Source organism: Methanolobus sp., assembly GCF_016278365.1.
Lineage (GTDB): Archaea > Halobacteriota > Methanosarcinia > Methanosarcinales > Methanosarcinaceae > Methanolobus.
On the sequence record NZ_JADQBZ010000002.1, the window covers coordinates 242,747 to 263,192 of the forward strand.

The 20,446-nt window shown below is 45.7% G+C and carries 18 protein-coding genes; 8 read left to right on the forward strand and 10 right to left on the reverse strand.

Annotated features, from left to right (window positions below):
• Positions 1 to 46: 46 nt before the first annotated feature.
• From QZZ22_RS01265 to nadC, 3 genes are all read right to left on the reverse strand, one after another.
• The gene (locus QZZ22_RS01265) at positions 47 to 1,153 is read right to left on the reverse strand and encodes a cell division protein FtsZ (RefSeq protein ID WP_292461830.1); all 1,107 of its coding nucleotides are present in this window, start codon (positions 1,151 to 1,153) and stop codon (positions 47 to 49) included.
• A gap of 69 nt (positions 1,154 to 1,222) precedes the next feature.
• Positions 1,223 to 2,482 carry a BatD family protein gene (locus QZZ22_RS01270; protein WP_292461831.1) on the reverse strand — a complete coding sequence of 420 codons (1,260 nt, stop codon included), beginning with the start codon at positions 2,480 to 2,482 and terminating at the stop codon, positions 1,223 to 1,225.
• A 115-nt stretch (positions 2,483 to 2,597) separates the two neighbouring features.
• Positions 2,598 to 3,449 carry a carboxylating nicotinate-nucleotide diphosphorylase gene (nadC, locus tag QZZ22_RS01275; RefSeq protein WP_342765065.1) on the reverse strand — a complete coding sequence of 284 codons (852 nt, stop codon included), beginning with the start codon at positions 3,447 to 3,449 and terminating at the stop codon, positions 2,598 to 2,600.
• Positions 3,450 to 3,571: 122 nt separating this feature from the next.
• On the opposite strand from nadC, the gene QZZ22_RS01280 reads away from it, so the two are divergent.
• Genes QZZ22_RS01280 through QZZ22_RS01290 form a run of 3 tightly spaced genes read left to right on the forward strand, consistent with a single transcriptional unit; the run spans position 3,572 to position 6,222 of the window.
• A complete protein-coding gene (locus QZZ22_RS01280; protein ID WP_292461834.1) occupies positions 3,572 to 4,387 on the forward strand; it encodes an aspartate dehydrogenase in 816 nt (271 codons plus the stop codon).
• A gap of 42 nt (positions 4,388 to 4,429) precedes the next feature.
• On the forward strand, positions 4,430 to 5,350 hold the full coding sequence (gene nadA / locus QZZ22_RS01285) for a quinolinate synthase NadA (RefSeq protein ID WP_292461836.1): 921 nt from the start codon (positions 4,430 to 4,432) through the stop codon (positions 5,348 to 5,350).
• A 20-nt stretch (positions 5,351 to 5,370) separates the two neighbouring features.
• Complete coding sequence (locus tag QZZ22_RS01290) at positions 5,371 to 6,222, forward strand: geranylgeranylglycerol-phosphate geranylgeranyltransferase (protein WP_292461838.1); 852 nt, start codon at positions 5,371 to 5,373, stop codon at positions 6,220 to 6,222.
• A 14-nt stretch (positions 6,223 to 6,236) separates the two neighbouring features.
• Here QZZ22_RS01290 and QZZ22_RS01295 read toward each other — a convergent pair whose 3' ends face one another.
• Complete coding sequence (locus QZZ22_RS01295; protein ID WP_292461840.1) at positions 6,237 to 7,451, reverse strand: methionine adenosyltransferase; 1,215 nt, start codon at positions 7,449 to 7,451, stop codon at positions 6,237 to 6,239.
• A gap of 99 nt (positions 7,452 to 7,550) precedes the next feature.
• Positions 7,551 to 8,261 (reverse strand): RNA ligase partner protein, encoded by a 711-nt coding sequence (locus tag QZZ22_RS01300; RefSeq protein WP_292462179.1) that lies wholly within the window; start codon positions 8,259 to 8,261, stop codon positions 7,551 to 7,553.
• Positions 8,262 to 8,440: 179 nt separating this feature from the next.
• On the opposite strand from QZZ22_RS01300, the gene QZZ22_RS01305 reads away from it, so the two are divergent.
• Both QZZ22_RS01305 and QZZ22_RS01310 read left to right on the forward strand, forming a co-directional pair.
• Positions 8,441 to 8,821: a response regulator gene (locus QZZ22_RS01305; RefSeq protein ID WP_292461842.1), complete on the forward strand. Its 381-nt coding sequence runs from the start codon at positions 8,441 to 8,443 to the stop codon at positions 8,819 to 8,821.
• Positions 8,822 to 8,886: 65 nt separating this feature from the next.
• Complete coding sequence (locus QZZ22_RS01310) at positions 8,887 to 11,469, forward strand: ATP-binding protein (protein ID WP_292461845.1); 2,583 nt, start codon at positions 8,887 to 8,889, stop codon at positions 11,467 to 11,469.
• Between the two features lie 16 nt (positions 11,470 to 11,485).
• Here the strand turns inward: QZZ22_RS01310 and QZZ22_RS01315 are convergent, their stop codons facing one another.
• Together QZZ22_RS01315 and QZZ22_RS01320 are read right to left on the reverse strand one after the other, a co-directional pair.
• Positions 11,486 to 12,007 carry an SRPBCC domain-containing protein gene (locus tag QZZ22_RS01315; RefSeq protein WP_292461846.1) on the reverse strand — a complete coding sequence of 174 codons (522 nt, stop codon included), beginning with the start codon at positions 12,005 to 12,007 and terminating at the stop codon, positions 11,486 to 11,488.
• A gap of 194 nt (positions 12,008 to 12,201) precedes the next feature.
• On the reverse strand, positions 12,202 to 12,378 hold the full coding sequence (locus QZZ22_RS01320) for a 4Fe-4S binding protein (RefSeq protein ID WP_292461848.1): 177 nt from the start codon (positions 12,376 to 12,378) through the stop codon (positions 12,202 to 12,204).
• A gap of 244 nt (positions 12,379 to 12,622) precedes the next feature.
• Between QZZ22_RS01320 and QZZ22_RS01325 the strand changes: the two genes are divergently transcribed.
• A complete protein-coding gene (locus QZZ22_RS01325; RefSeq protein ID WP_292461849.1) occupies positions 12,623 to 14,770 on the forward strand; it encodes a methyl-accepting chemotaxis protein in 2,148 nt (715 codons plus the stop codon).
• Between the two features lie 39 nt (positions 14,771 to 14,809).
• On the opposite strand, the gene QZZ22_RS01330 is transcribed toward QZZ22_RS01325, so the two are convergent.
• Positions 14,810 to 17,050, reverse strand: a complete 2,241-nt coding sequence (locus QZZ22_RS01330; RefSeq protein ID WP_292461851.1) for a CDC48 family AAA ATPase — start codon at positions 17,048 to 17,050, stop codon at positions 14,810 to 14,812.
• Positions 17,051 to 17,157: 107 nt separating this feature from the next.
• Entirely contained in the window at positions 17,158 to 17,856 is a 699-nt protein-coding gene (locus QZZ22_RS01335; protein ID WP_292461854.1) for a (5-formylfuran-3-yl)methyl phosphate synthase, read from the reverse strand.
• Between the two features lie 44 nt (positions 17,857 to 17,900).
• On the opposite strand from QZZ22_RS01335, the gene QZZ22_RS01340 reads away from it, so the two are divergent.
• Both QZZ22_RS01340 and QZZ22_RS01345 read left to right on the forward strand, forming a co-directional pair.
• Positions 17,901 to 18,608 (forward strand): HisA/HisF-related TIM barrel protein, encoded by a 708-nt coding sequence (locus QZZ22_RS01340; RefSeq protein WP_292461856.1) that lies wholly within the window; start codon positions 17,901 to 17,903, stop codon positions 18,606 to 18,608.
• A 31-nt stretch (positions 18,609 to 18,639) separates the two neighbouring features.
• Complete coding sequence (locus QZZ22_RS01345; protein WP_015053221.1) at positions 18,640 to 18,873, forward strand: hypothetical protein; 234 nt, start codon at positions 18,640 to 18,642, stop codon at positions 18,871 to 18,873.
• On the opposite strand, the gene QZZ22_RS01350 is transcribed toward QZZ22_RS01345, so the two are convergent.
• Positions 18,860 to 20,347, reverse strand: a complete 1,488-nt coding sequence (locus QZZ22_RS01350; protein WP_292461858.1) for a PAS domain-containing sensor histidine kinase — start codon at positions 20,345 to 20,347, stop codon at positions 18,860 to 18,862. The genes QZZ22_RS01345 and QZZ22_RS01350 overlap by 14 nt on opposite strands.
• Between the last annotated feature and the right edge of the window lie 99 nt (positions 20,348 to 20,446).

Sequence of the window (20,446 nt, forward strand, 5' to 3'; positions counted from 1 at the left end):
GAGTCAAAGACTCCTACCTGAATGGAGGACACTGCCGAAAAAATGATCAGTAGGAAGGATCCATGCCATCTATCTGTGAGAAGGCCTTATCCATTTCTTTCATACTGTCGACACGTTCTTTTTTCTGGCGTTCGTAATTGATCGCTTCCACAGCTATGGCATACAATTTCTCAAGCTCAACTGCAGACTCCAGGGTGAGCACTGTCAGCACCTGCGGCAATTCATCGTTACGCACAATTATTCCTTTGAACACCTGACCTACACTGCTTGACAACTGCTCAACCTCAGATGAGACTTCATCAATGCTCATGTATTTCCGATCACCCCTGATAATTATCATTGATCGGCTTGCTTCCTGATAAGCATCCGTGGAGAAAAGCAAACCTTCGGGGGAAAGAGCCTTCTTTATAACAGACCTGATGGGCATTTCGGAATCCGCTTCATAGAAGCCAATAGTTGCAACCCCTGCGCCGCCGCTCATAACTGTTTTGAAATCACCCAGATCAGTCACCATCATCATTTCACTATCGAGAGCATCCAACAGGAACAAGAGTCTTCTGGCGATCATATCGTTAATTCCATTGTAGGCTGACTCCACATTACCGCCCATTTGCTTGAGGAACTGGTTATCAGCAAGGATGATACCGTCAACACCGCTATCACGCATATCTTTCAGGCAGAAGGCAGCATTCTGCAGATAAAGTGTCCCCTCTTCCCTGAAAGGCAGGACAACAATTGCATAAATAGGATAATTGCATTTTTGCTTAAGTTCTTTTATCAGCATCGGTGTAAAAGAAGAGCCCGTCCCTCCGGAAGCAGAAGTTATAACAAAAGCAACATCAAAGTTTCCTCGCTCCTGTATGTTTTTCATTATGAGGGTCTTGTTGTCCTCAAAGACATGTTTGCCCACATTCCGGTTGGCACCGACTCCATGCAGATGTGGGGTGTGTATGCGGTCCTTCGCCTTGGTGAAATTCATCTCCTTGAGGTCGTTCACCGCAGTGTTGATAGCAATTGTCTGGACGTTACTTTTATATTTTTGATGAGATAGATACTTAGCAAAGCGGCTCTTGGTGCCAAAAGCGTCCCTGTTGATAGCATCAAGAATACGGTTTCCGCATTGTCCGTTCCCAATTATTAGTATATTGAGCAAGAGAGTCCTCCTATGATAAATATAATAGTAATATGATAAATCTTGTGCTCAGCATTTTCAGTAGCTGTATCAGAACTTATACTGTCTGTGCCTGTGGAATAACAAGCCTGCTATAACTCCGATCACGATCAAAGGAATCAGATAGATATACACAGGCTGTTCTAGCAGATGATCATATTTTCCTTTTTTCACATAGATCGCATTGGTCACAGAAGTTGAACTGGCGATTTGCGGAGTAGGATCTACCCCGTCACTGAAACGGTAAGAATTTTGAGTTGACAGCGTATAAGTACCCTCATCCATTGCCTTCAGACTGAAAGATATCTCTTTTTCCTGCTGAATACCAAAAGACTCCATGTAGATAGTTGGTACACCGGAGATTATCTCAATACCCGAGTCACCATCTGAATATTCCATACCTGTGGGAACTATCAAATTCACTGTGACAGCACTTGCTGAAGATTCGCCAGTATTCTTTATCCGAATAGTTCCCTGAAGGTCATCTTTTCGGTCCACTGTATATTCATCTACTGCTAGAGTGATATCAAGATTGGCTTTCTTACTGCTATCTTCGACGGTTATGACAGGCGTATTGGAAGATGCCTGTGGGAAATCATCTCCGATACTGTTTGAATAGATAGCTGTTGTAGGGCTTAAAACAAATGTCCCGGACTCGGTAGCTTTCAAAGTATAGGTATAGATCAGCCGGGTTTCACCTTTGTCCAATGATATCTGCCCTGTGGGGGATATCAGGGTCTGCTGCAAAACAAACTTAGCAGGAGTAGGATCTGAAAAAATAACCTTTGTAGCTTCATCATCACCGGTGTTCTTCACTGAAACCTGCACAGTTACGACATCTCCGGCGCCAATCCTATCCATATCAACGGTTTTAGTTATCTCAAGGACCGGAGTTCCGGAGAACTCAGCTTCAGTATGACCTCCGCTGACCACACCCAGTGTTTTACTGTTTATGAAGCTTCCGTCAGTAACTGTTATTAAGAGCTTTGTGCGGGGTACTATGCCGGAATGTACTGATATTACAGTTACTTCTACGTCTTCACCTTCTATAGCGAACTTGTAGGAACCATCAACTGATATCATCTTATCATATTTGGGCGTTTTACTCGCACCTTCGTAGACATGAAGGGTTACGCTATCATAATCAGGGAAGACTTCAGCTACATCGATAACGTAATTATTGATCTGATACCCGTCACCCTCTGCTATAGTGTCATTGAACAATATCTTTCCCGAGGCACTGCCTGCTGATATCAGTAGCAGGAGTACAGCCAGCGAGATCAAAGTAAGTGTTTTTCCAAAATGCTTCATGTTCCCTCAAACAGTTAGCCATTACCAAACTCTGGTTCCGTATAAGCCGATAAATATGTTGTAGATAATATAAAGGTTGTGTTATGCAATCGTTAGATGTATGGACTAATATATATTAAATCTTGCTCTTTTGAGTGGAAAACTCAAGGCTAATATCTATCCATCTGGCCTGGTGTATAAGTGAACCCATGGAAATCACATGAACACCTGTTCGTGCGTACGCTTCAAGATCACCAGGCCCGATGCCGCCAGAGACTTCAAGGATTATGTGTCCGGGAATCCCGGCACTTTTCAGACAGGCCATAGTATCTGCAACCTGATGCGGCCCCATATTATCAAACATGATGATGTCCGCTCCAAGAGCTGCAGCCTGCAGTGCATCATTAGATGATTCAACCTCAACCTCGACCTTCTGAGTAAAACTCGCCTTCTTCCTTGCGGACCTTATAGCAGCCTCGATACCCATCATCCTGACATGGTTATCCTTTATCATGACTGCATCCGAAAGGTTGAACCGGTGTGGGTCGCCACCGCCTGCAATGACGGCAAGCTTCTCATACTTGCGCAGTCCAGGTGTAGTCTTTCTTGTGCATGCGACCCTCGCATCAGAGACACTTGCGACAGTATCCACGCACCTGCGTGTCAATGTTGCGATACCGCACAAGTGGCCCAGGAAATTCAGAACTATACGCTCAGCCCGGAGTATCGATACTGAACTGCCATGGAGCGAAAATATAGTGCTTCCTTCTGAGATCCAATCCCCATCTGCACAACTGGTCACAGCATTTATTCCAAGATAATCAAAGAATGATCTTGCAACATCCACCCCGGCCATGACACAATCCTCTTTTGTGAAAATAATGGCTTCGACCTCACTATCAGGAACAAGGGTACAGGACACGTCATTATATCCAAGATCCTCCGCCAGAAAATATTCCATATCAGTAATGAGCATCCTTTCTTTCACAGTGGGTAATTACCTTCAATGGATTTATATGCTTCCTGATGCAAGGAAAACCTACTTAAGTAATCAATGTAAGCAGTGGAGTAAAAATATCAGTCAATGTATGCGATTTCATGGTGTGAAGAATGCTCAGGATAGGAGTAATAGGCTGCGGGACAATCGGCAAAGGAATATGCAAAGCCATAGATGACGGAACTGTGGAAGCCGAACTTGTTGCAGTCTATGACAGGAATACCTGCGATGCCGAGAAACTAAAGGGACAGTTCAATAGATGCAAGCCTGAATTCATGGAAACCGCCGAGATGGTACAAAATGTAGACCTGCTGGTGGAATGTGCCTCACAGGAAGCGGTCTATGACATAGTTCCGCTTGCACTCATCTCTAAGTGTGATGTAATGATATTGAGCGTCGGTGCTCTTGCGGATGAGGAACTGCGCCATCGGATAGAGAACCTGGCTACGGATAACAATTGCAAGGTATATATCCCATCCGGAGCCATTGTTGGCCTCGACGGACTGAAATCTGCATCCATTGGAGAAATACACTCCGCGACAATCACAACCAGAAAACCACCCGGCGGACTTGCCGGTGCGCCATTTGTAATCCGGAACAATATAGATCTTCACAGTATAACTGCACCTAGAGTACTGTTCGAAGGACCGGCAAGCGAAGCAGTCAAGGCGTTTCCGGCAAACGTTAATGTAGCAGCCACTTTAAGCGTTGCAGGCATCGGATTTGAGAAGACGATGGTTAGAGTAATTGCCGACCCGACAATAACACGCAATATACACGAAATCACAGTGGAGGGCTCTTTCGGGGGTTTTACTACGAAAGTTGAGAATGTCCCATCTCCTTCAAACCCTAAGAGCAGCTACCTTGCACAACTGTCTGCAATAGCGACTTTGAAGAAGATATCTAGTCCTTTTCAGATAGGGACCTGAAGGTCCGTCAGACTTATGAAATAACAATTTTCCAGTGATCCCATGAAGGATATGAAAAAAACCATTGAAAGGATCAATGAGCTAAAGCACATGCGCAATGCTGTCATCCTTGCCCATAATTACGAAAGGAGTGAGATCCAGGATGTAGCTGATTTCACAGGCGATTCTCTTGGCCTCAGCCAGCAGGCCATGCAACAGGAAGCAGATGTAATTGTATTCTGCGGTGTGCACTTCATGGCAGAAAGCGCTGCCATCCTGAGCCCGCAGAAAACCGTACTTCTGCCAGAGCTCCATGCGGGATGCCCCATGGCATCAATGATAACTGCCAGCTCCCTGCGTGAGGAAAAGAAGAAGTATCCTGGAGCTGCTGTTGTTTGTTATGTCAATTCTACTGCAGAAGTAAAAGCAGAGAGTGATATCTGTTGTACCTCGGCAAACGCTATCGAAGTCGTTAACTCTCTTGAGGAAGAAGAAGTGCTTTTTGTGCCCGACAGGAACCTTGCAGATTATGTTTCCAGAAACACCGATAAAAAAATAATCCCTTGGAACGGATACTGCCCGACACATAACCAGATACTTGTGAGTGATATGATCAGGGCTAAGGAAGAGCATCCTGCCGCAGAGGTACTTGCCCACCCGGAATGCCGCAGAGAAGTACTAGACTTATCCGATAAAGTTTATAGTACTACCGGAATGCTTGATTACGCCGCCAGGTCGGCTGCTAGGGAGTTCATCATTGCAACTGAGAAAGGTGTCCTTCACAAGCTGGAAAAAGATAATCCTGACAAAAGATTCTATAATGCATCTGATTTCGCCGTATGTCCCGAGATGAAGGCCATAGACCTGAAGGCCCTTTTGATCAGCCTTGAGAACATGCAGCATATAATATCTGTTCCGGAAGATGTGAGAGTCAGGGCAAAGCTTGCACTTGACCGCATGCTTGCGATCAAAAGGAAGAGATAGAGGGCGGAGCTTAACAAAAAATGAAGGCATATCTGGAACTGATGCGTTATGGCAATTGCATCATGGCTGCGATTGCTGCAGCCATAGGGGTTTTTATTGCATACAATATCCTGTCAGTGAATACTCCGGGTAGTTTACCATTCCCTTTTTACGAATCGGTTCTTGTCTTTCTGACTGTTTTCCTGGTGACCGGAGCCGGAAACGCCATCAATGACTATTATGATGTTGAGATAGACAGGATTAACAAACCCAAAAGACCGATACCTTCAGAAAGGATTGGCACTTCTACAGCTCTTTATTTCTCACTTGCACTATTTATAGCGGGTACAGTCAGCGCGTTCATAATAAACATTCCCTGTGGAATTATCGCGCTTTTCAACTCCCTGCTCCTGATATATTATGCAAAGAGTCTCAAGCGCACAGCTCTTCTTGGAAATCTGGCAGTGGGTTACCTTACCGGATCGACCTTCCTCTTCGGAGGAGCAGTCTTCTTTGAAAGAGGCGGGCTTGAAAATGTGTTCGTACTATTCCTGCTTGCAACTCTTGCAACAGTTGCCAGAGAGATAGTCAAGGATATCGAAGACGTGGATGGCGACAGGAAGGACGGCGCAAACACTCTTCCAATAGTCATAGGTGCCAGAAAGGCGGCTTATATTGCAGCATTCATAGGCCTTATCGCTGTGCTGGCAAGCCCGCTACCTTACTTGCAGTCCCTTATGAGCACCAGGTATCTTTTCCTCGTAGCTATCGCTGATATCCTGTTCGCGATTGCAGTATATGAGATACTGTTGAAGAATAACCCTGGTGGGTCGTCCCGCCTTTTCAAGATGGCAATGGCCTTTGCATTGATATCCTTCCTTGCGGGAGCCTGACATGTCCGACTCAGTCAGTACAAAGAGATCATTCCCCTTGCAAGTTCCATGGTGAACTGCTGAATACTCTCCAGTTCGGCATCTATTACTTCTTTAACCTCTTCCCTGACAGATTCGACAGAACCCTTTTTCATAAGTATCTGGGCTGCTGCGACCTTTGGCTGGTCGATGGCGACGCCTATATCGCTCAAAAGCCACACATACGCCTCCTCCACATCGGGTACGCTAGTATATATCCGGTCTGCAATGCGATGTGAGAGTATATTGTAGATCTTGCCCACATGGCTCACCGGATTTTTTCCAGCCGCCGCCTCACTGCTTGCCGGGCGGTTGAGTGATATTATACCGTTAACGCGATTGCCGCGGCCCACCTGCCCACAATCGGCGTCCTCAGCTGAAGTCCCTGTGACAGTAGTATAGATACCCTCCAGACCGCGCCCGGGAGTGTCAAGGTTGTTCAGTTTGAGAGATGTGTTAAGCGAAACTTTCTGTTCTTCCAGATAACCTGATATGTAAGCCTGCATAGCATCAATCAGATCATCCTTCATACGGAAATAATGTTCTTCTGATTCTACAAAACTATCTATAAGAGGCATGGCTACGGTCATGTCGAAGTTCTTCCCCCTTCTCACACCCATGACCTTTATGTCTTCACCTGACTCAGGATACTGTTCCTTGAAGGAAGCAGAGTTAAGATACTTCTCTGTATCCAGCACCATCCTTTCAGTGAAGGACAGGGGCGCATATCCTACAGCCGCAGAAGTATCATTGGCCCCCAGGAGCTCACCGCCCCTTCTGAAGATGCCTGTCAGTTCCGAGGAGCCAGGCCTCAGTTCCACCTGGTAGTCCACATGCTCAGGTTTGACAAAGCGCAGATTCTCATCAAACCAGCTGGTGGCCGTATCGATAGCTATGCCACATACATCGACCTCTTCTCCCTCTGCCTCAAAGGTAGCGCGGTCCCCGATAACCAGAAGCATAGGATTCACAACCATCCCGCCTCCAAAGATGCCCGCCACCTCTCCGGCCACTAGCAGGCACTTGTCCGTATTATGATGAAGTATAGTGCCAAAACGCTCCAGATATTCCCCGGACAGGTTCACCGAAATCCTGTCCATTACGGCATCACATATACTGTCAGGATGGCCTTTTCCTTTCCTCTCAACTATCTCAAGGTCCTGTGCAGCCGCGCAGGATGCCCTGAATTCTTCTACTGATATGTTCCTCACTTGTTTACCCCCATGTACCCCTACATGTGCTTTCATTATCGCGGAGACAGTCCTGATCCGACAGCTGGTGGCGGTATCAGGGTTTCCGGCAAACGATCATCATATATCTGATTCCTTATCCCAGGGGTGATTGGCTACTGGTGCATGTTCCATATATTCCTGCAGTATCATAGGAAATGTGTTTGCGGGAACATACCTTACTCCAAGCTCTTCCGCCCATTTCTGTATGCCAAAATCACTCGCAACGACAGCAGCTTCCAGTTCCCTGGCGAGGATGAGCACGTCAATATCAGGAGCGCTGTCCAGAATACCATAACGCAGAGCGCTGCGATATTTGTTCCTGAACTTTCCGATATGGACACCTATTACGCCACGCTCGATATCGGAATCGATATCCTTCTTATTGTCTGCCTTGGTCTGGATCAGCAGGCAATCAGTGGATGATTCCCATATCGTTTCCTCGGCGATTACCATTCCCTTATTGATACGCTCCCTCATGTGTGAAACATACTCATGGAAAACTTTGGAAGGAATCGACACATTATACCTGTCAGGAGCTTTCTTCACCAGCCATGTATCAATCTTTGCTATCACGTCGGCATCACAGCCGTTGTTCTGTGCGAAATCACGCAGCTCATTATAAACTGAAGGGAAGGGCACATAACAGCTGATGCCAAGCTGCAGGCGTGCAGATGCTATCAGCTCCAGCACTTTCCTCATCCCGTCACACATACCTGTCACACCCAGCTTCTCGCGGGCCTGCAGATCAGTGAGCGCGGTAGTATCCAGAACAAAACGCTGCCTTAACATGTAACTCCCTGAGTGGACCACAGGCCTCATTTGAGAGTTGCCTGCCATTAATAAAGGGGGTCCCAAGGTTAAGTATTTTTGGTAGTCCTCCTGACTCGAATACAACCCAAAACTAGAGAGAAAATCACAATAAATATATATACTTAGGCATTTAAAACCCTACAGAACTGCAGGAGAATATGACCAAGATACTCGTTGTAGAAGATAACCCCATGAACATGGAACTTGTCACCTTTATTCTGGCAGCCGGAGGCATTGATGTTACGCAGGCCTTCGACGGACCGGAAGCACTTGAAAAAATAAAAGATACCCATTTTGACCTTATACTGCTTGACATTCAACTACCTGGAATGGATGGCATCGAAGTCATCAAAAACATAAATGCAGGTAAGACAATCCCCAATATCCCCATAGTCGCACTGACAGCTCACGCAATGCACGGAGACAGGCAAAAATTCATTGATGCGGGATGCGTGGGGTATATTTCAAAGCCAATAGATGTTTCAACCTTTGTAGAAAGAGTACTTTCATATGTTGCAGAGGGAGGAACAAAACCCTGAAAATACGCAACAGAACACTTGCAATCCTTACGATAACCTTTATCTGCCTATTCCTTCTGCTCGCGGTGATCACGGAATCAATAATGGATGATAGTTTCTCCAATCTTGAAGAGCGGGAAGTTGCAACGAACGTTTTCAGAGCGAAAGCATCTATTGATTCACAGACCAATTACCTTACAGCCACAGCAAAAGATTGGGGCCAGTGGGTCGACACGTTCAATTTTATGCACGGAGACGAAACTTACATTGACAATAATCTTGACGTAGAATCATTGGCAAACCTGCAGATAGATATGATGTTGTTCTTTGATGCTTCCGGCGAATTATATTATATTGCAGGTGTGGATCATCACACCATTGAAGAGAGGAACATATCAGCCACTTTTCGTGAGTATATAGCTACAGAACATCTGCTTTTTTTAGAACCATCCCTTGATAAATATGTTTCCGGCATGATCAGTACTCCTGAAGGCCCGATGATGGTTGGGACAAGTCCTATAACACCTAATCCCATCGATGAAACTATTGCAGGCACTATAGTCATAGCAAAATTCCTGGACCCCGGATTTATTGAGGAACTGGAGGAAACTACCCAGCTCTCCATCAATATAAAAGATATCGTCCCGTACATCCCATCTCTTGATAATAATTCCGCGCTTCTGCAAGATAGTGAGAGCTTTCAGATAGACTATGCGGATGAAGGTACTGCTGTAGGAACCACATTATTGAAAGACATCAATGGGGTTCCTGCACTGGCCATGGAAATAGAGATGCAAAGGGATGTGTATCAACAAGGGCAATCTGCTATCCACTACGTGTTATACGCACTGTTCGCTATAGGAGCAGTTTATGGCCTTGTTTTGATATTATTGATCGAAAAATCAGTACTTGCACGTGTGACACTTCTGAGCCGTAACGTGAACTCTATAACCGAGAACGGTTCACTTTCATCCCGGGTGCATATAAGTGGCAATGACGAGCTGCGCATGCTTGCAGACAACATGAATCACATGCTGCAAACATTGGAAGATAACGAAGAAAAACTACAGGCAGCAGAGCATGAGAACCAGCAAAAAATGGAGGCTGTGCTTGCAAACATACTCAGCGGAATTCTTATCATAGATTCTCAAACACATAAAATAATAGATGTCAACCCTGCAGCAGAAGACATCATCGGGCTTCCTAAAAAAGAGTTAGTGGGGCGTGAATGTCATGAATTCATATGCCCTGCAGAGAAAGGAAAATGCCCTATAAGTGATCTTGGGATGAGTGTGAACAGGTCAGAACGCATGCTGATCAATCAAGAGGGCAAAAAGATATGGATTCTTAAATCAGTCGTACCTGTGACCGTATCAGGCAAGGATTACTTCATCGAGAGCTTTGTGGACCTGAGTAAGATAAAGGAAGCCGAAGAGAAACTCATCCAGGCAAGAGTAGCAGCTGAGACTGCAAACCGCGCCAAGAGTGATTTCCTCACAACCATGAGCCATGAACTGAGAACACCACTTAACTCTATTATAGGATTTTCGGACCTTATAATCAGTGGCAGTGTTGGACAAATATCCGACACACAGAGACGGTTCATTGAAAATATATCCTCAAGCGGGAAGCATTTGCTTGCTCTTATAAATAACGTACTCGACCTTTCGAAGGTAGAAGCAAACAAGATGGAACTGTACTATGAGATATTCTCTGTTGCAGACGTATTTAGCGAAGTGAAACAACTCATCTCACCCTTAGCTGCCGGAAGTGGGCTCAGGGTAGAGTTTCACAGGGAAGATAATATTACAACCATGTATGCCGATAAGACCAGATTCAAGCAGATACTCTTTAACCTGATCAGTAATGCAATCAAATTCACTCCAACAGATGGCAGTGTGGCTGTTTTTGCAAGCAGAAAAGGAGACATGGCAGAATTCATTGTCAAAGATACGGGCATAGGGATATCGAAGAACGATAAAGGCAGACTGTTCCAGCCCTTCACACAGCTGGATTCTGCAATAAACCGCCAGTATGCGGGCACGGGACTTGGGCTGTCCCTTGTGAAGCAGTTCATAGAGATGCACAATGGGAATATCAGAGTTGATAGCGAAGTAGGGAAGGGTACGACCTTTACCTTTGAATTACCCCTGATAAAAAGAGATATCAAGGAAGTAAATCTGAGAGAAGCTCGGGACAAAGGGGATGGATTGGGCGAGGCGAATATCGTATCAGGAACTATCAGGCAGGAAAATACGATCATCGAAGAACCATTGATCCTGGTGATTGAAGATGATGATAATTCAAGAGAATTGCTTGAGGTCACCCTGAAAAATGAAGGTTATCGTGTGGCATCCGCTTCCAGCGGAGCGGAAGCACTTAAACTTGCTGAGAGATTAAAACCTCTTGCGATCACCCTGGACATAATGATGCCAGGTATGGATGGCTGGGATGTCCTCAAACACCTGAAAGAGGAGGAAAGGACAAAAGACATACCTGTGATTATCACTTCCATGCTGGATGACAAGGAAATAGGCAGGACATGGGGAGCAATTGACTATTTCATCAAGCCTGTAGATAAAGATGTCCTCATAGCTGCGCTGGAGAAGATCGAAGGTAACGTTTTAAAAAGGGACGCAAGGGAAACTGCCAAAAGCAGTATCAATTGAGATGATTATACTGCATTCAGAGTTTTCCCAGATATCCAGCGAGCTTGTCCAGAGATTCGTTCCATCCCTGCTTCATATCTGCAAGGTCTGTTTCACTGATGCCTTCTATGTTTGGATATTTCAGGGTGAACTTTGTCTTACCATCCTGTTCTTCGAACATCACTGTAACAAGCATTTGCAGAGGCCAGTCTACGCTCATCCCATAGTATGATGCCGGGACCACGTTGCCTTTCTCATCCGCAAAGGAGTCAGTAGCTACTATTCTCTCCATTGGAACAATCTCACGGTAAGAACCGGTGCTCCAGAAGTCCTGACCCTCAGGTGAGCGCATGCAATAGAGATAGGAGCCCCCTACACGCAGATCTATACTGCAGAAGGGCGATGTGAAACCTTTCGGTCCCCACCACTGCATTACATGTTCAGGTGTTGTCCAGACTTTCCATACAAGTTCACGCGGCGCGTCGAAGACACGTGCGATGAAAAGTTCCCTACCATCAGTATTTGATATAGCATTGATTTTCACTTCACTCTCATCCATACCCATTCCCCCCACTTAAATAGTATTTGTTCTATCCTATAGATTATACGGAGAAAAATCTAAGACTTCGTCTCTATGGGACAATACCAGCACTATCCTTTTGTTATTTCCAAGTACCACTTTGTGGCAGTCAGTAGCTGTAATAAGCAAACTGGTGAAGCAGCCACGATCCAAAAATCAAAAATGCCGTGTGTTCACGACATTGAGATTGCATCGACGGGGCAGGTATCTACACAATCACCACAGTCTACGCATGTGTCCGGGTCAACGACCGCAAGGTCTTTATCGTTCATTGAGATCGCTTCCACAGGGCATGAATCTACACATGCTCCACATCCGGTACAAAGATCCTTATTGACAATAGCTGGCATCTGATTTCACTCCTATAGTACCTTTACAAAAGGCAATATAATCATAGTGTGGGACTCTCTGATAAATACCTGTCGAATTTGATTTGAATATAATCACTATTTATATTTTTGTATTTATAATGATAATATAGGCGATGCAGACGCGACAGTAAATAATACAATAGAAAAATATATATTTAATGTTTTTAATAGTGACAGCAATTTATGCTCATTTATAACATGTAACTTTAAAAAGAGAGATACCATGAACTTAAAAAAAATGACTATCAAAAGCAAGCTCATTTTGTATATTGTAGTCAGTGTTGCGCTATTAATGTCAGCCAGCACCTACATGATTGTTGATAAAGTAACTGACCAGAACATCGAACAAGCCTATGAACAAGCTGACAATGTTGCAGCAGGCTACGCATACAGGTATGATAGCGACATGCGTGCTAACCAGCTGATAGGACAGACAATTGCACACACATTGGAAAATTACAACAGCGCTGACAGGAGCGAGGTCAATACTATTCTCAGGAACCTGCTTCTGGAAAATCCCGGTCTGCTTGCAACTTATGCAGGATACGAAGCAAATGCTTTTGATGGAACCGACGCAACTTTTGTGAATACAGAGGGACATGATGCAACAGGCAGGTTCATACCCACGTGGAGTGCAACAGGTAGCGGTGCAGCTCTCGCTCCGCTTGAAGGTTATGACACTTATGAGTACTACCAGTTGCCGAAATCCCTTAAAAAAGATGTCATACTTGAACCTTACATATATGATGGTATAATGATCGTCAGCTACGTTTCACCTATTATGAAAGACGGGAAATTTGCAGGTATTGCCGGTGTGGATGTTTCCCTGGATTATATTGATGAAGAGGTTTCCCAGGTGGAAATGTTTGATACCGGATATGCTTTTATGGTAAGCAATATGGGAATGTTCATGTCACATCCTACAGAAAAGCAATGGGTAGGCACAAAGTACCTCTCTGAATTCAATGACCCTGCAATCAACAGGATGGCATCCGATATAAAGAATGGAGTGGGCGGACGAATACAGGTTGTAGACCCGGCCACCGGCAAAAATGTAGCCATGGTATACCAGCCACTGGACACAGCAGATTTTGCATTCGTACTGACCATCCCCGAAGAGGAGATGTTCGCTGGTGCAGTAGACCTGCGTAACCAGTTAATCGTTATATCAATAGTTGCAGTACTTGCAATGGCAGGCATTGCATACCTTATAGCGCGTTCCATAACCAGACCAATAAAGGATATAGTCAATGATTTTGAACAGATATCCACCGATGCGCTTGAAGGTAAGCTTGACAGGAGAGCAGACACTGATGTGGGAATTGACTTTGAGGCAATACCCAAAGGACTAAACGATATCCTGAGATCCCTTACAGACATTATAGTCAATATCAGCAGGAATGCAAATACTGTTGCAAGTACTTCCGAAGAGATGTCTGCATCCATAGAAGAGATTACCGCAGCATCAAGCCAGGTCTCACAAACAATAAACAGCATTGCTAAAGGTGCTCTGGACCAGTCCTCAAAAGCGCAGGAGATCTCGCGTGCTATGGACGACATGAGCTCAAGCGTACAGGAGATAGCCGTCAATGCCCAGAGATCTGCTGAGATATCCATGGACTCCAGTAAAAAGACCACGGCAGTCGGGAACAAGTCCGAGGACCTGATGATCCAGATGGAAGAGATAAAAAAAGCATCCATGGAATCTGCAGCGGCCATAAAGGAGCTTGATAACAAGTCCAAGCAGATAGGAGAGATAGTCAGCCTTATCACAAACATTGCAGATCAGACAAACCTGCTGGCTCTCAACGCAGCCATCGAGGCAGCGAGGGCCGGGGAACACGGACGGGGATTTGCTGTTGTTGCAGATGAGGTGCGCAAGCTTGCAGAGGAATCGGGGGACGCCGCAAAGGAAATATCCGGGCTTATAAAGCAGATACAGCACGATACAGGAGTGGTAGTTGGATCGGTTGAAAAAGGTAACATAACTGTGGCCAGCGGTGTTGAAGCTTTGAATGAAACGGTCAGTGCCATGAAGGATATAGTTCAGGGAGCAATAAGAACTGCTGAGATGGTCCAGGATATTGCCGCTGCCGCCCAGGAGCAGTCCGCATCTATAGAACAGATTACAGCTTCTGTTGAGGAAGTCACTTCAATATCTGAAGGAGCAGCCACTGGAACCGAGCAGACATCCGCTGCAGTCGAACAACAGAGTGCCTCCCTACAGGAAATCGCACACAGTTCTCAGGAACTCTCCGGCATGGCTATTGCAATGCAGGAAATGGTCAATCGATTCGTCCTGGCCCGGGAAGAACTTGAGGAACAGGTCGGTGCACCTCAAGTGATTAAGAACAGAAAGGGACTGAAATAAATCCCTTTTTTATCTTATCTGCTTTCTTTTTTGAGATATTTACTGGTATCCGGTTTCCCCGCCAAGATCGGGGACCTTTTCTTCCTCATTGGCAGCATATCTTGCAAACGCCTCGGAAGCCTGCTCATAGAGGCTCATTGCGGTGCGGGACGTAGTTGGTTTGACACGGCGTATGGCTTTCATGAAATGAACGGATGTTATTTTGATGCCTACTACCCTGGATCTGGCTTCCTCCCTGCTTAGACCGGGAGTGACGATCTCACGCAGAGCAAGCATGGAGGCTTCGCGGCAGATAGCTTCGATATCAGAGCCTACGTAACCTTCGGTCATATGTGCCAGTTCATGGACATTCACATCATCACCAAGGGGCTTGCCATGGAGATGGATGTCAAATATTTTTTCCCGGCCTTTAGTATCCGGGGGGCGGACATATATGAGCCTGTCAAAGCGCCCCGGACGCAACAGAGCAGGGTCAACGATGTCCGGGCGATTGGTTGCAGCGATTATTACCACATCCCTTAGCTCCTCAACGCCGTCTATTTCAGTGAGTATCTGGCTCACGACACGTTCGCTTGAGTGGGCATCGATACTTGATCCACGCTCAGAAGCCATCGAGTCTATCTCGTCAAAGAATATCACGGTCGGAGCAGCCTGTTTAGCCTTGCGGAAGGTCTCGCGCACTGCACGCTCCGACTCGCCCACGTAGCGACTTAAGAGTTCAGGGCCCTTGATGCTGATGAAGTTAGCCTCACTCTCGGTTGCCACAGCCTTTGCCAGCATGGTCTTACCGGTACCGGGGGGACCGAAGAGCATGATTCCGCGCGGAGGTCTTGTACTCACTGCCTCAAACAGTTCCGGGTACTTCAAAGGCCACTCCACTGCCTCCGAAAGTTCCTGCTTGGCAGCATCCAGACCGCCAATCTCATTCCACCTCACCGAGGGCATCTCCACGAAAACCTCACGCATGGCTGAAGGCTCGATATTCCGGAGAGCATCATCAAAGTCCTTTCTGGTCACCTGCAGCTTTTCCATGAACTCCGGAGGGATCTCATCCTCCACATCATCTATCTTAAGGTCGGGTAGCATCCTCCTGAGGGCGTGCATCGCAGCTTCCTTGCACAAAGAAGAAAGATCGGCACCCACAAACCCATGTGTGACAGCAGCTATTTCCTCAAGGCTGATCCCTTCCTCCAGAGGCATGCCTCTTGTATGGACAAAGAGTATCTGAAGACGGCCCGCACTGTCAGGTATCCCTACTTCGATCTCACGGTCGAACCTGCCACCTCTGCGCAAGGCTTCATCAATAGAGTTTGGGCGATTGGTTGCGGCTATGACTATGACCTTGCCTCTTGATGTAAGTCCATCCATCAGGGACAATAGTTGAGCGACTATCCTGCGCTCCATCTCACCTAATACCTCGTCACGCTTAGGTGCAATGGAATCTATCTCGTCTATGAAAATTATCGAGGGAGCGTTCTTTTCCGCATCCTCGAATATCTGTCTCAGCTTGTGTTCGCTCTCCCCGTAGTACTTGGAAACAATTTCAGGACCGCTCACAGATATGAAATTTGCATCAGTTTCACTTGCAACAGCTCTTGCTATCAGCGTTTTCCCCGTTCCGGGAGGACCATATAGAAGAACACCTTTGGGAGGATCTACTGCAAGCTTCTGGAACAGCTCCGGGTGCTTGAGGGGAAGTTCGATCATTTCCCTCACAAGCCCCAACTCGCGTTTGAGGCCTCCAATATCCTCATAGTTGATCTGTCCGGCAACGCCCTCCTGCACCACAGTACTCTCCCTGAGATTTATCTGGGTATTCCTGCTAACTACCACAGGACCTGCAGGAATAGTAGATAACACAACAAAAGAAACCGGGTTACTGACAGCTTCTACGCGTACAGCCTGCCCTTTTATGACCGGGCGCCCTTCAAGTATTCTCAGGATAAAGCGCGGCCCTCCCACAAGACGGGTCTCTCTTGTGGGAGCGAGGGTTATCTTCTCTGCTTCGCTAACAGTAACCTTCCTGACCGTTACCTTATCATCAATGCTGACTTTTGCATTGTTCCTGAGATTGCCGTCAATCCTGATAACGTCCTTGCCTGCATCCTCCAGATATCCGGGCCAGACGATAGCATAACATTTCTCCTTGTTTCTTATTTCAACGATATCGCCACTGATAACCCCTATAGATTCCATAAGGACCTTATCAAGCCTGGCAATTCCCCGGCCCGCATCCCTTGGGTAAGCCTGTCCCACACTGACGGTAATTTCCTCAGTCAACTATGATCACCATGATAGAATATACGGCATATGCTAACTACGTAATTGCTCAAGCGGGATTTAAAAAGGTTCCCGCGATAAATAAGAAAATAGAAATGAAAGAGAGATCACATCTCGCTTTTCAGTCTGGAAACAAGTTCTTCCTGTATGGTGGAAGTGCGGTCGCCGCCGCATACCATGCCCCGCACACCAATGATATCAGGCCGGATGCGCCTGAGCATGGGAAGATCCTCAAACTTGAGAGTGCCGGCAAGCGCTGATTCAAGACCCTGGTCCCTGATTGCACTTGTAAAGCTCGTCAGTTCTTCCTCGTCCATGAACTCAAAGGTCGAGCGCCCGTCCTTGATGCCTGTGTCTACCATTACCACGTCGACACCCGCCTGCGCGCCGATGGCGGGGAGCAGGTGAGGAGATATGGAGTTGATTCTCCTGTAATCTGAATAACCTGATGCGACAACTTTTTTGGAAGGGTCCAGGTCCTTGACAGAACGTGTGATCTTGGTCAGCATATCCAGAGCCTGCTCTTCGGTCTGGATATCATAGAGGCCCACCTTGATATAGTGAGCGCCTGCAACAGCAGCGCCAAGAGCTGCAAGCGATGCGGTGCCGGGTTTATAATTAAAGTCTCCGATTGTCGCACTTATAGGCTTTTGAGAGCCGATGGCTTCTTTCACAGACCTTATGACCCAGGGGAAATTAGCGCCCAAGGACCCTTCTTTAGGGTTTTTCACATCAATAATGTCAGCACCACCTTTGTGTGCTGCTATTGCTTCCTCAGGATTAATGGGACTGACAAGTAACTTCATAGCATAACCTCTTTTTTATAGCATGACAGATGTATGAATTAAATATGTTTCGTATCCTTTTTGTTCTTGACGTTTTCAACCGGACGGTAGTTCACGCACAGGGCGGAAACAGGAGGGAATACAAGCCCATTCATTTTTCCAGCCGCATTTGTGATAGTTCGGATGCTATCAGGATAGTTGATACAGTAAAACCCAGAGAGGTATATATTGCTGACCTGAACCTTCTTGAAGATATAGGTAAGAGAGAAAAGAACTTTGAGGTTATTCAGGGAGTAAACCAAAGAGCAACTACAATGGTTGACGCCGGAATTACATCCTTTGCAGAAACAGAAGACATACTGGAAATAGTGCCCACAATAGTACTCGGTACTGAAACAGCCTCCATCGAAACAATAGAAGAGGTGGCTTTAAATTATCCAGGCCGCGCTGTAGTCAGCATTGATAAAAAGTACGGCAGAATACTAACCAAAGACCCTGCTATGCCGAATGACCCCTTTGAGATAGTTAAGATGCTCAATAAGTTTAATCTGCAGGACATAATAATCCTGGACCTTGACAGGGTTGGTACAACAAGCGGCGTAGACTCACAATTCTTAAGTAAAATAGCATCAATCTCAGAGCACAATGTACTTCTTGGCGGAGGGGTTCGCAACATCGAGGATATAGAAACACTTGAAAAAATAGGCATTGAGGGTGCCCTTGTGGCAACTGCTCTGCATAATGGTTCACTTCCCCTTGAGAAGGTACGATAAAATAATAATTTAATCCGTTAATGGTGTAAACATGGCAGAAAATGAGGAATTAGTTGAAGTTGGCGAAGGATATGCCGAAATAAAGATGGGAGCAGGCTGGTTCCTGACAATCACACTTGCATCCAGTGAAAAATACGAAAACCAATATATTGAGATAGCTAAAGAGAGAGCCGGGCAGAAAAAAGGGCGGTTCAATCTGAATCCCAAATATGCGCGCACATTGGGCGAAGCGCTTATCAAATTCGCCGATGCTAACGAACTTTAGGTCTATCCGGGTTACATGCAGCTTTGCTAAATGTGACCCAGAAAACACTGCCTTTTCCCTTTGGATTATCCTCAACTCCGTAACCGCCGCAGTGCATTTCCATTATACGTTTCACGATCGCAAGTCCAAGACCTGTTCCCTTCACACCTTTCTTTTCCAGGCGCTTGAAACGATTGAAAACCGAAGTCTTGTTGTCATCAGGAATCCCATCGCCCTCATCAGTCACTGTAACCTTGATAACATCAGCATCTTCCAGGAAAGATATATCTATTCTCCCGTTTTCCGGACTGTACTTGACAGCATTTGACAGAAGATTTGCAAAAACTTCGCTCACCAGAGGATTAACATTTGAATAATATGAGCTATTCGAAGAAAGATTCATAGTTATGTTCCTTTCCTGCGCATAAGAGGTGAAATCCAGCAAAGTGTTCCTGAAAAGATTTACAAGATCAGTATGATAATAGTCGATCTCATCAATGCTGTTCAGCCTCTCGTATTTGGAAGCACTCTCAATGAGATCAATGAGTCTCTTGGTGCTTGCTTCTATTACCTTCAGTAAATTGAGCTTTTCCTGGTCGCCTTCTATTTCCTGCAGGATCTCAACATATCCTTTGATGGTACCCGCAGGAGTAAGCAGGTCATGTCTGATAATGTCCGAAAAGAGATCCTTTAATGCGTTTAACTGCTCCAGTTCTGCAGTATGCTTCTCAAGTTCCTCCTCATACCTTTTCTTATCGCTTATATCCAGTACTATTCCCTCAAACCGGAAGGGTTTACCCTGCTCATCCTTGTGAAGCAGAGAAAGTTCACGAACCCAGAGGAATTCGCCGGTTTTTCTTAAAAACCTGTATTCATGAGAAAAGCACGCTTCATCAGTCAGTGTGAATCGGGAAACAGCCTCAAGTAGTTTGACCCGGTCCTGCGGATGGATCATATCAATATAATGCATGTTTTCGGATTCAAGTTCCTCTTTGGTGTAACCAAGCTGAGAAATATTCTCTGATACGAACAGAACAGGCCACCCCTCTTCAGAGGACCATTTCAGAACAATCACAGGGACTTCCCTATAGATCGATTCGAGCTTGCCGACACCGGATAATTTGTCAAGCAAACCCCTTTCTCTAAGACAATAGTTACTAACGTCTTCAACATAACAGACCATTCCAGAATAACTGCCATCTTCATCAAATAATGGTACAAGGGATATTGATTGATAACTAAGGATATTATTAGGAGTAATTATGGGCATATTTTGCCGGAAAGATCTCCTTAGAGAATGTTTTGTATTCAGGTAAAACTGCCTGAAATTTGCTTCCCCTCCGAGAGTATGGTCCGGAACTGATTGGAAGAGATTCTTCCCAATAACATCGCAAGATGACATGCCCGAGATAGACTCCATCTCCTTATTGAAAAAAACGAAATTATCATCCTTGTCAAAGATACAGATACCCATCGGAGCGTCCTGCAGAACCATAGAATTTAATCTCTGTCCTATGTTACCCAATCGTTCACCCACTATCCCGACAAATGGAAGTAGATAGGTATCTTACGCAGAGGTATAAATACATTACTT

Coding starts and splice junctions, on each gene's coding strand:
- QZZ22_RS01320 (WP_292461848.1), bottom strand. CDS start 12,378: ATGCCAGCTATTGTCAATAAGGATCTTTGTACCGGATGTGGAGCATGT.
- nadA (WP_292461836.1), top strand. CDS start 4,430: ATGAAGGATATGAAAAAAACCATTGAAAGGATCAATGAGCTAAAGCAC.
- QZZ22_RS01315 (WP_292461846.1), bottom strand. CDS start 12,007: ATGGATGAGAGTGAAGTGAAAATCAATGCTATATCAAATACTGATGGT.
- QZZ22_RS01340 (WP_292461856.1), top strand. CDS start 17,901: ATGTTTCGTATCCTTTTTGTTCTTGACGTTTTCAACCGGACGGTAGTT.
- QZZ22_RS01350 (WP_292461858.1), bottom strand. CDS start 20,347: ATGGTTCTGCAGGACGCTCCGATGGGTATCTGTATCTTTGACAAGGAT.
- QZZ22_RS01300 (WP_292462179.1), bottom strand. CDS start 8,261: ATGTTAAGGCAGCGTTTTGTTCTGGATACTACCGCGCTCACTGATCTG.
- QZZ22_RS01325 (WP_292461849.1), top strand. CDS start 12,623: ATGAACTTAAAAAAAATGACTATCAAAAGCAAGCTCATTTTGTATATT.
- QZZ22_RS01270 (WP_292461831.1), bottom strand. CDS start 2,482: ATGAAGCATTTTGGAAAAACACTTACTTTGATCTCGCTGGCTGTACTC.
- QZZ22_RS01345 (WP_015053221.1), top strand. CDS start 18,640: ATGGCAGAAAATGAGGAATTAGTTGAAGTTGGCGAAGGATATGCCGAA.
- QZZ22_RS01305 (WP_292461842.1), top strand. CDS start 8,441: ATGACCAAGATACTCGTTGTAGAAGATAACCCCATGAACATGGAACTT.
- QZZ22_RS01290 (WP_292461838.1), top strand. CDS start 5,371: ATGAAGGCATATCTGGAACTGATGCGTTATGGCAATTGCATCATGGCT.
- QZZ22_RS01335 (WP_292461854.1), bottom strand. CDS start 17,856: ATGAAGTTACTTGTCAGTCCCATTAATCCTGAGGAAGCAATAGCAGCA.
- QZZ22_RS01280 (WP_292461834.1), top strand. CDS start 3,572: ATGCTCAGGATAGGAGTAATAGGCTGCGGGACAATCGGCAAAGGAATA.